We start from the raw sequence: 13,881 nt of genomic DNA, 5'->3' as shown, positions 1-13,881 counted from the left end.
AGGGATAATTTATACTCTATAATCTACTGTGCTTTTTTGCGATACGCATAGGTTGGAATTGAAGACCATTTTGGCGTATTATGCTTCAGTTTAGCAACCACCACGGTCATATCATCTTCAATTAAACCAGACCTTGTTCGAATGACTTCTTCCATAATTAAGTCTGCAATTTCCTGTGGATCATCGGTTTGTAATTCTCCAATTTTACGCTTCATCCACATCTCATAATTTTCAACATGTCTTGGGCCTTCAAACACTCCATCACTCATCATAATGAGTAAGTCCTGTGCTTTCATTTGCTCACTCACAACGTCTACTTCAAACTCTTCGATAATTCCCATTGGTAAATTACTTGCTTGTACCTTTATTACTTTGTCACCACGCTTAATAAAGCTTGGTGTCGAGCCGATTTTCAAAAAGTTTACGTTCGCATCTTGTAAATCAATCATTGCCAAGTCAAGTGTCGAAAAAATTTCATCACTCGTTCGTAATGAAAGAATAGAGTTAATAGATTTTATTGCTATAGTCTCTTCAATGCCTGTTTGTAAGATTTGTTTAAGGAGCTGTAGTGTTTCACTGCTCTCATAATGAGCTCTTTCACCGTTTCCCATACCATCGCTAATTGCTAATGCATATTTACCAGCATTTAATTCAATCATTGAATAGCTATCTCCTGAAACAAATCCTCCTCCTTTTGCCGCATGAGCCACCCCTGTATCTACAACATAAGCTTTTGTTGAACCAAAAGAAACGTGACAATAACCTTGAGGATATTTTGCACAGTCTTCATTTTTCACCACAATACTTTCACCAAGTATATCTGTAAGCATTGGCGCAATTATCTTTTCACACTCTCCTCTGCCATGACAGTACGGAACCCACATTTCTACATCTACATTACCAGGCTCTAAACTATAAATTTCAATTTGATTAATCTCCATGCCAAAGCTTCTCAATGCTTCAACAATCTGTTCTTCTTGGACATTTAAATTTTCTCTTTCTCTTTTAATTTCTTGGGCGAAATTATTCATAACCTGAGAAACTCCATGTAGCTGCTCAGCTACAATCCGACGACTTTCATGAATCTGAGATTTTAACTGCTGGTTGGCTTTAAAGTAAGTCAGCTCATGTTCAATGACGTCGATTACTTTTTTCGACTTTACACAATGCTTATCCATTTCTCTGACTAGCTTGGGATTTCTCTCTAACGAGTTGTTATCAATTTCCAGCATAATTTCTTTCATATATTCATAGGTTGTATCAAACTGCTGTGCCCAACATTGCTCTTTTTTGAAACAGAATTGACACGTCCTCTCCGTTACGCTACTGAGGAAATAGTCTATTTCTTTTTCTTCATTTCGCTTTTCCTCATAAAAGCCATTTTGAGTAAAGCTATCGGATAAAGCTTGAAATACATTTGAGAATTGTTCCACTCGATTTGCGGTCACATCTCTTACTTTTCGAATATATTGCTGTTGTTCCATCATGTTTTCCGATGTACCTGGAACGAGTTTACTTAAATTTTTCAAAAGGAATGTCGGCGTTAATAGAAATAAAGCAACAGCAATAAGCGACTCATATAAATTAGTTGAAAGTGCCTGTTCGGCTTGTGAATAGAGGCCAATTAAAAGAGATCCAACAATCAAACCCAGAGATGCACCAATTTTTTTGCCATCTTTTAATAACCCTCCTAACAAGCCTGAAAAAGCTAGTAAACTCATTTCATATAAACTCGTTACGTTAGCAAAGCTTAAAATTAATCCCGTTACTACACCCACAGTAGCTCCAATTGTTGGACCTGACACAAAAGCAAAAATCAATACTAAATAACGTGATAACACGTGCTCTGCTGATAAACCGTACATAACCCAACCAATAGTTCCTGTCATAACAGATGCTAAAAGGATAATGAGAGAAATAACCTCTTCTGTCTTAAGAGACTGTTTTCGCTTCCGATATGAAATAAGAGGTACACTTTGTAGAAAAATCATTGTTAGGATAAAACTTAAGCCCGCTTCCACAGCTATAAATGCAAAGTCATACATTGTAACTCCTTGTGAAAACAAGTAGAAAATCCCTAACTTCGTTAAAAACATAGAAATAAACACGGTAAATGGTAACTTTTTAAGAGGATCGATGGTTATAAAACCACTAAAGCGATGAAGAAGTAAAAATACGAATAGGGAACAGAAGACAACCCCACCGTTTTGTAAGGATAGACTAAATGCTCCAGCCAAAATGGCTAAGCCTGCAAGAGCTGCCTTATCTTTTTTAATAGCAAGTACAGCCGCAAAGAAAGGTAATGCAAACGGCATAATTTCCATTAAAATTAAAGCTCGTCCTAATAAAAATCCTACTGCTAATAAGATTAATCCCCACTGGAACAATACCTTTTCCGTTTTCAAACTCGTTTTCGTAAAAATGCGTGACATTTCTAACCTAGTACGATTAAAAACAGCTTCAGTTGCTGGACCGGCAAAATTCCGCTCAGTTTTTTGCATTTTTCCACCACCCGCTAATTATACTTATAAGCTATTATATCCAGAAAGAAGTTAAGATTTTGTCAAATCGACTCTCTCTAGTACAAGAATCGTTCGACGACTTTCTAGTTGGAGAGCGAAAACTATACAAAAAAATATATAATATTACATTGCAGCTTAAAAAAATTTAGAAGTTATGCTCTAAACTAGTATTTTCTTGTACTAATTTATTTAAATTGATTAGGTTTATTATTTATATTTTTTGGTTTCCCATTATTTTTAAAAATGTTATTGACAAGCAATGGAGATTTTTATATTATTATACATGTCTTTTATAAAGAATTTATGGCGGTGTAGCTCAGCTGGCTAGAGCGTACGGTTCATACCCGTGAGGTCGGGGGTTCGATCCCCTCCGCCGCTACTTATTATAAAGGCCCGTTGGTCAAGTGGTTAAGACACCGCCCTTTCACGGCGGTAACACGGGTTCGAATCCCGTACGGGTCATCCAAAAACATGTACATCATTGTACATGTTTTTTATATGCAAAAAAAGCACCTTCAATGAAGGTGCTTTTTAGAACTCGCTATCTATATCGTGATAAGCAGCAAGTTAGCCGCGTTTCGCGCCGCGTCCGCCACGTTTTGATTCTGTATGGCGTTTTAGGGAAGATAAACGTTCTTCACTATCTTTTAAGAAACGATTCATTTTTTGTTCAAACGTTTCTTTTGAACGGAAGTCATTACCACCACCGCGATTATTACGCTGTGGGCGATGTGAGTCACGAGGTCTGTCAGAACGTGGTGCACGCGCTGGTCTCTCTGGTCGCTCTGGACGTTCTGGTCTCTCTGGACGATCTACAGCCTTCTTAATTGAAAGGCCAATCTTTCCATCTTTCTCTACGTTAATAACCTTTACTTCAACTTCATCGCCGACTTTTAAATGGTCGTTAATGTCTTTTACATAGTTATCAGCTACTTCACTAATATGAACTAAGCCTGTTGTTCCCCCTGGAAGCTCAACAAAAGCTCCAAAGTTTGTAATACCTGTTACCTTTCCCTGTAACTTGCTGCCTACTTCAATTGACATAAAAAAAATGCTCCTCCTTAAAATGATAAAAGAAATCAATTTACTCTATTATACAAAAAGCGAAAATATGCTGTCAACGCACCGTGAATTTAGTCTTTTTTGATGTTAAAGATAATCTCACCGTCTTCTGATAAGAAGTAATCTCTTCTCGCAATTTTTTTAATATACTCATCATCATTTAACTTAACAATTTCAGACTCAAGCTGCTTTTCTTTGCTTTCTAGTTTTGTTAATTGTTGTTCTAACTTTTCTTTTTCAGCTTTTTTATTTTCAATAGCTGATGCTTGAGTAATCAACGTTGTAACGATACCTACACCAATAAGCAGAGCTAAAACACCAAAGAAAGTTAGACGTCTAATTAAGCCAATGCGCTTTCGATCTGTTTGTTTTTTAAGACTTTGTTGTTGTTGACTATATTCTGTATTTAACTTTGTTACATTTTTCTTACGTTCAGCACTCATTAACCTAGTCGTCCTCCTTATTTTTAAAAGTGTTTAACCATGATACAGCCCTCATTATGGTATTCTTTACACGTTGAAAAACTCCTTCTAGATACGTAAAACACCTCTGTAAAAATCGTCTTACAGATTTAGGCATAATTCTCCAAAATACCAAGAATATCCACCTTATTGGTAGAAAAATCACCTTTAGTATAAATGAAACAAGGCTATATCCAAAGCGATAACATAATAAGCCTAAAGCAATTATACACCTTAACAGCATTCGAGCAGGCTTGACCAATATAATAATAAGAATCGTTAGTAAGGCTCGATAAACGGCTAATACACTTGAAACAATAAATTTTAAAGCCTTTAAATAAATAGATTGGATTAAGCTTTGATAAGCTGCAAATCCACATAATAAGGCAAGAAATGCATAAAATCTTAACTCACCTTCATTAACTAAAAATAACACGTAAAAGATGAGTAATGCTTGAACTACCCAAAACAGTAAGTCGCTAATAAAGACAAACCACCTTACTGTTTGAGCCCGATTTACAAAGTAGCGATATGTATCCAGTGATGCTCCAATACATCCACCCATCGAAATCATTGCAAGCATAGTATAGAATTGTATATTAAGGCTCATCGAAACAACTTACTAAAGAATCCTTTAGCTTTCTCCGATTGGTTCTCATCTAAGTAAACTATATCAAAGATTTTTCCTTTTATCGATACAATTCCTTTTTCAACATCCAAATTTTTCATCTGAAGGTTTTGACCTCGTACAGATAAAAATCCCATCACAGTTTCCAGTAAAAATTCCTCATTGTCAAAACTCTCTACTTGCTTGACTCCGGTAATATCTAAGAGGCGTCTCCCCTTCATTACTAAATCATGATTTGGAGTTTGATCTTTATTTGCACTGCCCATTTCGTAAAATTGACTCATCTTCATCCCCACCTCATTATTAAGCTCTTCATTACGTTTGGTTTAAACATATGAAGTGAGAATGAAGTTTAGAACAAGCTCACAGATGTCCTAATTGTTCTATGAGTTTGTTACTTTTTCTTCTTTTACTAAAGAGTATAAATTTGCAGCTTCTTCTTTCTTAGCGTTTTCTTGAAGAGTTTCTACTTTTACTGTCACAATCTTTGTCCCAAATTGAATGGCTAACTCATCACCTACTTTTACGTTTGAGCTTGCTTTTGCAACGATTCCATTAATAGAAATTCTTCCTTTGTCTGAAATCTCTTTTGCTAACGTACGACGTTTAATTAGACGAGATACCTTTAAGAACTTATCTAATCTCATAATTCCCTCACCTTTCGTTATTACAAACCTATTTTTTTCGCTTCATTCCAAAATTGATCTAGCTCTTCTAAAGTAAAGTTTGCAAATGAATGACCAGATTTCTTTACCTGCTCTTCAATATAGCGAAAGCGCGCACCAAATTTTTCATTTGTTTTAGCTACTGCGGTTTCCGGATCAATTTTATAGTAGCGAGCTACGTTTACTAACGCAAATAAAAGATCCCCAAACTCATTACTCATTTCTTCCAGATTCTCTGCCTGCACTTCTTCTTCAAATTCCTGAAGCTCTTCTTTTACTTTATCCCACATCGGCTCAATCGTTTCCCAATCGAATCCAACTTTAGCAGCTGCCTTTTGATATTTATATGCTCTCATTAAGCTAGGCATAGCAGAAGGCACATCATCTAATAACGAAGCTGGCTCTTCCCCTTTTTCTTGCTTTTTAATTTCATCCCAGTTTTGGAGAACCTCTTCTTCATTACCTGCTCTTACATCGCTAAACACATGTGGGTGACGTCTAACCATTTTTTCTGCTACGGTAGAAATTACATCCTCAATGGTAAACATCCCTTCATCTTCACCAATTTGAGCATGTAGCATTACTTGTAGCAGAACATCTCCTAGCTCTTCAACAATATGATCGTCATCCTGTTGATCGATAGCATCTAGCAGTTCATAAGCCTCTTCGATTAAATAACGCTTTAATGATTCATGCGTTTGTTTTTTATCCCATGGACACCCATTTGGTCCCCTCAGCACTGCGATAATACGGCGAAACTCTTCAAATTGATGATATAACAAGGTCGAATCTTTTACAGGTGGAACATAAATCGTTGTTAAATTATTGAGCTCCATCCCATGGTCAAGCTCATAAAGTTTAACCTTTTGAATATGCTCATCTGAGCTACCTGCTGCTGTTACAATATATACTTCATATTCATCTGGTAGCTGTTCCATTAACGTAAGTTTTACATCAGAAGCTACAAACTGATCATATACTTGTCCGATTAAGATATGCTGCTGTAACCTTATTTCATCTCGTTGAAGCGCAGTACCATCTAAAAGTTGAAATCCTTCAATCGGGTCAATTTTCAACGAGGTAAAGATAGGGTCTAGAAAGCTTTGACCGCCTTTTACATCCACCTCTACCCCTTCTCTATTTTGTAATAATAGTTGAACTGTTCGCTCAGCAACTAGTGGATGCCCAGGAACAGCATAAAGAATTTCTCCATTCTTAGACTGTTCTAACAGTTGTTTTGTAATGCTCTCGTATACATCATCGAATGTATCAAAGGATTCATAAACATTATCAAAGGATTGATATACAAAACCCTCCTCTTCTAGCGCTTTAACAACTGGGTGTTCTTTTGTTCGTAAAAATACGTTGTTTTTTTGTTGTAACAAACGATAAATTCCTACTGGAAGCTGATTAAGGTCTCCTGCACCCAAACCAACAATGGTTATTTTATTAGCCATGGAATCCTCCTTCATATTCTAGTTAAACTATAAAATGTACTTTATAATTGACTTCCCTAGCGGAACGTCTCTTAATTCACTTTTTGTAAAAGTATTGCTCTTAATAATCAAAACCAAATAAAAAACCCCGCCAAATACAACACCTAACAGTGCTATACCGACATTTAGCCCTCTACTCGAATGTGCATCTAGTATACCATTCATTGTCCATAAATACCCTCTTAATACCATCAGCATTAAGAGACCGACTGCTATAATCTTTATTGCATGACGAATAAGCTTATTTTTTTGGCCAAGTGCTCTATACAAAAATACGCTGTTCATAACGGTAATAATTAAAAAGCTAACAGCAGACGAAATCGCGGCCCCTTCTGTATACATAATAGGCACAAGCCACATATTAAGCAAAATTTTAATAACGACACCGATACAAATGGGGTATACAGGTGCTTTCATTCGACCAATCCCTTGCAGTACAGCAGCTATAGTAGCGGAAATCGTCGTAAAAATGACGAGCATACTTAAAATTTGAAGCACCTGTGAACCTTCCATGTTTCCGTATAACATATGGTTAATAGGTTCCATTAAGCCTGCTAGTCCACAAGATGCACCAACACCAACAACCAACGAAAGCTTAATTGAAACATTAACCTTACTTTTTACGAATGCCCAATCATTTTGAGCAATAGCTGAAGATATAACCGGAACAAGTGAAAGTGAAAATGCCGTTCCAACAACCGTTCCAAGCTGAATTAAAGGAACACCTCGATCATAGACACCTTTCATGCCCTTAGCTTTTTCAGCATCAATTCCGCTTGTAAGGAGAGAAGGATATAAGGTAAAGGAATCAATAAGTTGAATTAACAGCAGCCCCATCCCGCTAATACAAATGATGATTCCTTGAATGGCTATTTTTTTTAAAATTGGAGATGCTCCAGCAAACGTTTGTTTTGAGAAGCCCCATGTATTAACTATACGACTTCGAAATAAAAAGAAGATGAGTACCATTAATGAAAAAGTAATACCTACAACTGAACCAAAGATTGCTCCTGCACCTACTATATAAGGATTGTAGTTGTTTTTAACGAGTACAAAAGATAACAGCAAAATTGTGGCTACGCGAAGCGTTTGTTCTGATACCTGGGAAACAGCTGTTGGGAGCATTTCATTTAACCCCTGATAGTACCCTCGAATACTCGCTACAAATGGAACAAATAGAAAAGAAAATGAAATAATTTGAATTAATAACGTTAACTGTTTATCTCCCATTAAAGTCGCAATATCTTCTGCGAATCCATACTGCAAACCAAAAAGCGCAAAACTTAAAATGCTCAAAAACAAAAAGCTAACTTGAATAACTTGGATGGCTTGATTCCTTTGATTGTTTGCCATATATTCTGAGACCAGCTTTGAAATAATGACGGGAAACCCGTACGTACTAATTTGCAGAATAATTCCATATAAAGGATATACCTGTTGATAAATATAAAAGCCAACATCACCTGCAATATGATGATATGGAATGCGATAACTAGCACTTAGTATCTTTGTAAAAAGACCAGCTAAAGTTAAGATAACAGCGCCATTTAATAACACTAAAACATTTGATTTCTTCTGCATCGTGACACCTTTCGTATTATACCAATTCTTTATGATGACCTTGCAATATCAACCGCTAAAGGGATATGCAGTTAAGCTGGTATTGTAAGACTTTTATATTATAGCACGTTCTCATTACATGCTCTTTATGTGTTTTACAGAAAAAACCACATAGAAAAAAGACAGCGGTTCTGCTGTCTTTTCGTAAATAAATTAAAATAACATTGATTAGATCTATCGCTTATTGCTCCATTTGACGAGATAAGAAACCTGCAGCCGTTTCAGCTGCTTTATGCTCTACTTCACCAAGCGATTTCTCTTTTGAAAAGAGAATTACTGCTCCAATCGGGTCCCCATTCGCAATAATTGGACCAATTGTATAAGATGAAATTGCTTCTTCATGCCCATCAACGAACTCTAAGCTCTTGCCTTCTGTCACTAACGTTGAGCTTCTGCTTTCCATTGTAGACTCAACTAGAGAGCTGATGTTTTTATTTAAGTACTCTTTTTTTGAAATACCTGCAATAGCAATAAATGTATCGCGATCACAAATTAATACTGGATGACCTAGGCTATCGTAAAGAGCTTCACCATATTCTTTAGCAAAATCACTTAACTCACTGATTGGTGAATACTTTTTCAAAATGACTTCTCCATCACGATCAACAAAAATCTCTAATGGATCACCTTCACGAATACGGAGCGTTCTTCGAATTTCCTTTGGAATTACGACACGCCCTAAATCATCAATACGACGAACAATACCTGTTGCTTTCATTGGTTAAAGCCTCTCTTTCATCTGATGATTAAAAATATTGGATGAATGCGTGGAATAATTTATTAATCATTCACCCGTGTTGAGGTTAGTATTCGTTACTATGCAACTTCTATTCACCAACCATCTCTTTTTTTGTTAAAAAGTTCCCTTTTTTCAAAAAAACAAGCCATTTGTCAACGACAAATGGCTTTGTTTTTTAATTTGGAACTTGTTCTTTCTTAACTTTTGCTAAATCACGTGTTAAATGGTGAACAATTTTTAACCATTCTTTTTGTGCAAGGCCTTTTGTATTAATAACAACCTTCACTTTCTTTCCTTCCATACCTAGGCTAACCATTCTGCCAAACTCATTACCTAACATAAATAGCTTTTGACCGTCCACAGTGGCGCTAGCTTCTTCAGATAATAAAATTGTAACGTCTTGTTTTGATTGAGTAACGGATTCCACTAGGTTCGTATTGGCATATACTTTTGTTTCAGCTACCGTAAATAAATGCATCACTTCAACTGGGTATTCACCAAAACGATCAATCATCTCATCTTGTAAGTCTTGAATATCGTCAAACGTTTCAATAGCACGGAAGCGCTTGTACATTTCAATTTTCAAACGTCCATCTGTAATGTATTGATCCGGTATATATGCATCTAGGTCCAGATTAATTTCAACTTGTATTTTCTTTTTCTCCTCATCTGTGCCGCGTCGTTCCTCAATAGCTTCCTTAAGCATTTGGGAATATAAATCAAAACCGACTGAATCAATAAATCCATGTTGCTGTGCCCCGAGAAGGTTTCCGGCACCTCGAATAGATAAGTCACGCATTGCAATCTTAAATCCTGAACCAAGCTCTGTAAACTCTTTAATTGCTTGTAACCTTTTCTCAGCGACTTCTGTCAATACTTTATCTTTATGGTACGTAAAATATGCGTAGGCAACGCGGTTAGAACGCCCCACACGCCCTCTCAGCTGGTACAGCTGCGACAATCCCATTTTATCTGCATAATTAACAATAAGTGTGTTAACGTTTGGAATATCAACACCTGTTTCAATAATTGTTGTACTAACCAACACATCATATTCGCCTTCTAAAAAGCTTAAAATAACAGCTTCTAATTCTGTTTCATTCATCTTACCGTGAGCATACGTTACGCGAGCATCAGGTACTAACATCGAAATCTCTTCAGCTTTTCTTTCAATATCTTCAACCCTGTTATATAAAAAATATACCTGGCCATCTCGAGCCAATTCACGTTCTATTGCTTCGCGAACTAATACAGGATTATACTCTACTACATAAGTTTGAACAGGAAAGCGATTTTCAGGCGGAGTTTCAATGACCGATAAATCCCTGACACCCAGCATTGACATGTGTAGCGTACGTGGAATTGGCGTAGCAGTTAGCGTTAGCACATCTACATTTGCTTTCATTTGCTTGATTTTCTCTTTATGAGTTACGCCAAAACGTTGCTCTTCATCAATGATTAGTAACCCTAAGTCTTTATATATTACATCTTTTGACAATAAACGATGAGTTCCAATTACAACGTCAACCGTACCGTCCTTTAAACCTTTAATTGTTTCTTGTTGCTGCTTTCGACTTCTAAAGCGACTCAAAAGCCCAATATTAATTGGATAGTCTTGAAATCTTTCTCGAATCGTTTCAAAATGCTGTTGAGCTAGAATCGTTGTTGGTACCAGTATTGCGACTTGCTTCCCATCTGTAACCGATTTAAAAGCAGAACGAATAGCGACTTCCGTCTTTCCATATCCAACATCACCACATAATAAGCGATCCATTGGACGCTCTTTTTCCATATCCTTTTTGATTTCTTGAATAGAACGAAGCTGATCTTCAGTTTCTTGGTATGGGAATGAAAGTTCAAATTCACGCTGTAGATCTCCATCTGGAGAAAAAGCGTACCCTTTGCTAGCTTCACGCTCTGCATATAGTTTAATTAAATCATCAGCAATATCTTGGACAGAAGATTCTACTTTACGTTTAACCTTCTTCCAATCGTTACCACCTAATTTATATACTTTTGGTTCTTTGCCTTCAGATCCAACGTATTTTTGCACCTGATCGATTTGTTCAACAGGAACATATAATTTATCAGAGCCCTCATATTTAATATGAATATAATCTTTATGATTTCCATTTATTTCAAGAGTCTCCATACCTAAGTATCGACCAATTCCGTGATTGACGTGCACAACATAGTCGCCAACATTTAACTCAGAATAGCTCTTAATACGCTCAGCATTAGATAGTTTTTGACGTCTTTTTGTCTTTTTCACACGCTTTTTAAACAGTTCCTCTTCTGTTAACACTGCGAGCTTTTGCATTGGCAGTTCAAACCCAGCTTGAAGATCTCCTTCAATGACTTGAACAATTCCTGGCATTAGCTGGCCATCACCGTCTAAGATAGCGGCTTCAATATCATAATCAGCTAATACACCTTCTAATTTAGTAACTCGTTCACGGTCTGCTCCAAGCATAACAATTGTGTAGTTTGCTTTTTTCCATCGCTCAATTTCGCCTTTTAACAAATTCATCTGCCCATAGAACTGTTGCATTTGCTTATATGAAATAGTCACGATATTTTGCGGGTTTGTATATGAAACATGCTTTAGAAATAAAGATGTATAAATGAGCTGATGCGGTGTCGATTGAATTAACCCTGCCAACGGATGTGAAAGCTGTACATCTCGCACAATCTGACCTTGTCCCAAAAGCTCTGTTATCCATTCACCTTCTTCATTATCTAGTTGTTCGGAAGTCTCTTGAATGCGAGTTGTCTCATCAAAGATAACAACTCCACCTTCTGGAAGATAATCTAGCAAACTAGCAGGCTGCTTATAGAACAGAGACAAGTACTTAAACATGTTATCTAATGACTGTCCTTGTTTTAATTGTTCAATTTCCCCTTGAATGTTTTCAACCAGTCTTTCCTTTATGGTTTTGTCTTTTACTTTGGCTAAGCTATCACTTAAACGCTTTTCAAGCTCGACTGTTCCATCTTTTAACTCATCCTCTGAAAAAATGAACTCTGTAGCAGGCCCAATGCTAATTTCATCTAGTTGCTTTTGAGAACGCTGGTCTTCAAGCGTAAAAGTACGAATAGAATCAATCTCAGTATCAAAAAGCTCAATTCGAACAGGAAGTTCCTCCGTTAACGGGTAAATATCAATAATTCCCCCACGTACGCTAAAATCCCCTGGAGCTGAAACCATTGACACCCGTTCATATCCTAGTTGAATTAACTTTTGCAAATAATGGTCAACATCAATATCATGACCGCTTTGAAATACTAACTGAGTTTGTTCCCATCTGGCTTTAGGTGGAAGGATTTTTCTTACTCCTGATACAGTTGTTACAACAATACCAGATTGTTTATGACTCCAATGATTTAGCGCTTCAATCCTTTGTGCTTTTAACTCTGGGCTAGCAATTCCTACTTCTGTTGCTACAAGATCATTAACCGGATAGAGAAACACATCTTTGCTCGGTAAAAGATGTACTAAATCTTCATACACCTTTTGAGCCTGAAATAAGTTATGGGTAACCACTAATAACGGATAGCCTTCGTTTTCATTCAGCAATCCCATCAAAACTGAACGTGCTGAACCAGAAATTCCTGTTATTAATTGTTCTTTTAGACCTTCTTTTAAGCTATTAACAATTGTATTTATTTCATTATTCTCAACAAAACGTTGTATAATCCCTTTCAAGGAATTCCCTCCTCCCATGTTGCTATGTAAGTAAATAGAAAAATGCTTTGGTATATAACCAAAGCTTTTTATTGTATAAATGTTTCATACTGATGATAGTCTGGGTTTCGATCTAAAGCTTCCTGGCAATCTTCACAAATTGTTTTAACAGTTAAATCGCCATTTGCTTGGTATTGAACTAGCTCTTGCCTTTCATCAGCTGTTAAATGATGAAAGCCTAGTTTTTCTGTGCTATATTCTTTCCCTTCTATCATACCGACTTTTGCATGACAATGTCTACAGAAATAATGAATAGACAGAATAAAGCCCTCCTAAATGTTTTATTGTTAGTATTAGCATTTAGGAAGAGCTTTATTCCTGTTAATTATATCGATTCATTACTTCTAGGAATGGTTTAGACAACCACTCTTCAGTAGCTTTAACGGATTTCTCTATAGCTCCATTCATTTCGACCATCTCTTCAGATGTAAATCGTCCAAGTACATAGTCCACAACTTTCATGCCGTTTTTAGGGCGATCAATGCCGATTCGAATACGGTTGAATTCTTGTGTTTTTAAGTGCTGAATAATTGATTTAATTCCATTGTGGCCACCTGCACTACCTTTTGTTCGTAAGCGTATTTTTCCACAGGGCAAGTCTAAGTCATCGTAAATAACAACCAAATCTTCCACATCAATATCATAATATTCCATCAGTGGACGAATGCTTTCTCCTGAGAGGTTCATATATGTTAATGGTTTTAATAAAAGGACTTTCTCTCCTCGTACCATTCCCATGCCATACAATCCATTAAATTTTGTGCGATCCAACTTAATATCAAAGTAATCTGCAAGTTCATCAATTGTCATAAAGCCAATGTTATGACGTGTTTGATCATACTCTTTTCCAGGGTTACCCAATCCAACAATTAATTTCAACGAAATGCTCCTTTCTCTTTAAACACTCTATCCTTCTTATTATAATCAATTCATCATAAAAGGC

Annotated in this window: 12 protein-coding genes and 2 tRNA genes; 2 read left to right on the top strand and 12 right to left on the bottom strand. The window is 36.5% G+C overall.

The window, feature by feature from the left end:
* Positions 1 to 23: 23 nt before the first annotated feature.
* The gene (spoIIE, locus tag EPL02_RS20615; protein ID WP_131888601.1) at positions 24 to 2,501 is read right to left on the bottom strand and encodes a stage II sporulation protein E; all 2,478 of its coding nucleotides are present in this window, start codon (positions 2,499 to 2,501) and stop codon (positions 24 to 26) included.
* Between the two features lie 326 nt (positions 2,502 to 2,827).
* Here spoIIE and EPL02_RS20610 point away from each other — a divergent pair.
* Together EPL02_RS20610 and EPL02_RS20605 are read left to right on the top strand one after the other, a co-directional pair.
* Positions 2,828 to 2,901, top strand: a tRNA-Met gene (locus EPL02_RS20610).
* An 11-nt stretch (positions 2,902 to 2,912) separates the two neighbouring features.
* A tRNA-Glu gene (locus tag EPL02_RS20605) sits at positions 2,913 to 2,984 on the top strand.
* Between the two features lie 105 nt (positions 2,985 to 3,089).
* Here the strand turns inward: EPL02_RS20605 and EPL02_RS20600 are convergent.
* From EPL02_RS20600 to pth, 11 genes are all read right to left on the bottom strand, one after another.
* Positions 3,090 to 3,566, bottom strand: a complete 477-nt coding sequence (locus tag EPL02_RS20600; protein WP_094913117.1) for a S1 domain-containing RNA-binding protein — start codon at positions 3,564 to 3,566, stop codon at positions 3,090 to 3,092.
* Positions 3,567 to 3,655: 89 nt separating this feature from the next.
* Positions 3,656 to 4,027: an FtsB family cell division protein gene (locus tag EPL02_RS20595; RefSeq protein ID WP_094913118.1), complete on the bottom strand. Its 372-nt coding sequence runs from the start codon at positions 4,025 to 4,027 to the stop codon at positions 3,656 to 3,658.
* Positions 4,028 to 4,031: 4 nt separating this feature from the next.
* Positions 4,032 to 4,655 carry a spore cortex biosynthesis protein YabQ gene (gene yabQ, locus EPL02_RS20590; protein ID WP_094913119.1) on the bottom strand — a complete coding sequence of 208 codons (624 nt, stop codon included), beginning with the start codon at positions 4,653 to 4,655 and terminating at the stop codon, positions 4,032 to 4,034.
* A complete protein-coding gene (gene yabP, locus EPL02_RS20585) occupies positions 4,652 to 4,939 on the bottom strand; it encodes a sporulation protein YabP (protein ID WP_483295843.1) in 288 nt (95 codons plus the stop codon). The genes yabQ and yabP overlap by 4 nt, the downstream gene beginning before the upstream one ends.
* 117 nt (positions 4,940 to 5,056) lie before the next feature.
* Positions 5,057 to 5,320 carry an RNA-binding S4 domain-containing protein gene (locus tag EPL02_RS20580; protein WP_094913120.1) on the bottom strand — a complete coding sequence of 88 codons (264 nt, stop codon included), beginning with the start codon at positions 5,318 to 5,320 and terminating at the stop codon, positions 5,057 to 5,059.
* A gap of 20 nt (positions 5,321 to 5,340) precedes the next feature.
* On the bottom strand, positions 5,341 to 6,795 hold the full coding sequence (yabN, locus tag EPL02_RS20575) for a bifunctional methyltransferase/pyrophosphohydrolase YabN (protein ID WP_131888600.1): 1,455 nt from the start codon (positions 6,793 to 6,795) through the stop codon (positions 5,341 to 5,343).
* 27 nt (positions 6,796 to 6,822) lie between these two features.
* Positions 6,823 to 8,415: a putative polysaccharide biosynthesis protein gene (locus tag EPL02_RS20570; RefSeq protein WP_131888599.1), complete on the bottom strand. Its 1,593-nt coding sequence runs from the start codon at positions 8,413 to 8,415 to the stop codon at positions 6,823 to 6,825.
* A 220-nt stretch (positions 8,416 to 8,635) separates the two neighbouring features.
* Positions 8,636 to 9,172, bottom strand: a complete 537-nt coding sequence (gene spoVT, locus EPL02_RS20565; RefSeq protein WP_094913123.1) for a stage V sporulation protein T — start codon at positions 9,170 to 9,172, stop codon at positions 8,636 to 8,638.
* A 196-nt stretch (positions 9,173 to 9,368) separates the two neighbouring features.
* Positions 9,369 to 12,899 (bottom strand): transcription-repair coupling factor, encoded by a 3,531-nt coding sequence (gene mfd, locus EPL02_RS20560; protein ID WP_131888598.1) that lies wholly within the window; start codon positions 12,897 to 12,899, stop codon positions 9,369 to 9,371.
* Positions 12,900 to 12,967: 68 nt separating this feature from the next.
* Positions 12,968 to 13,198 (bottom strand): anti-sigma-F factor Fin, encoded by a 231-nt coding sequence (fin, locus tag EPL02_RS20555; protein ID WP_094913125.1) that lies wholly within the window; start codon positions 13,196 to 13,198, stop codon positions 12,968 to 12,970.
* Positions 13,199 to 13,259: 61 nt separating this feature from the next.
* The gene (gene pth, locus EPL02_RS20550) at positions 13,260 to 13,817 is read right to left on the bottom strand and encodes an aminoacyl-tRNA hydrolase (protein WP_131888597.1); all 558 of its coding nucleotides are present in this window, start codon (positions 13,815 to 13,817) and stop codon (positions 13,260 to 13,262) included.
* Between the last annotated feature and the right edge of the window lie 64 nt (positions 13,818 to 13,881).

The sequence above is a fragment of the Bacillus sp. CBEL-1 genome, from assembly GCF_004348885.1.
In the GTDB taxonomy this organism is placed as follows: domain Bacteria; phylum Bacillota; class Bacilli; order Bacillales; family Bacillaceae_H; genus Priestia; species Priestia aryabhattai_A.
The sequence above is the reverse complement of the archived record's forward strand: the minus strand, read 5'-3'. Positions and strand labels throughout refer to the sequence as shown.

What these genes read in the sequence shown, in the direction of transcription:
- EPL02_RS20580 (WP_094913120.1), bottom strand. Translation starts at nt 5,320, where the DNA reads ATGAGATTAGATAAGTTCTTAAAGGTATCTCGTCTAATTAAACGTCGT.
- EPL02_RS20595 (WP_094913118.1), bottom strand. Translation starts at nt 4,027, where the DNA reads ATGAGTGCTGAACGTAAGAAAAATGTAACAAAGTTAAATACAGAATAT.
- yabP (WP_483295843.1), bottom strand. Translation starts at nt 4,939, where the DNA reads ATGGGCAGTGCAAATAAAGATCAAACTCCAAATCATGATTTAGTAATG.
- yabQ (WP_094913119.1), bottom strand. Translation starts at nt 4,655, where the DNA reads ATGAGCCTTAATATACAATTCTATACTATGCTTGCAATGATTTCGATG.
- EPL02_RS20600 (WP_094913117.1), bottom strand. Translation starts at nt 3,566, where the DNA reads ATGTCAATTGAAGTAGGCAGCAAGTTACAGGGAAAGGTAACAGGTATT.
- spoIIE (WP_131888601.1), bottom strand. Translation starts at nt 2,501, where the DNA reads ATGCAAAAAACTGAGCGGAATTTTGCCGGTCCAGCAACTGAAGCTGTT.
- spoVT (WP_094913123.1), bottom strand. Translation starts at nt 9,172, where the DNA reads ATGAAAGCAACAGGTATTGTTCGTCGTATTGATGATTTAGGGCGTGTC.
- yabN (WP_131888600.1), bottom strand. Translation starts at nt 6,795, where the DNA reads ATGGCTAATAAAATAACCATTGTTGGTTTGGGTGCAGGAGACCTTAAT.
- EPL02_RS20570 (WP_131888599.1), bottom strand. Translation starts at nt 8,415, where the DNA reads ATGCAGAAGAAATCAAATGTTTTAGTGTTATTAAATGGCGCTGTTATC.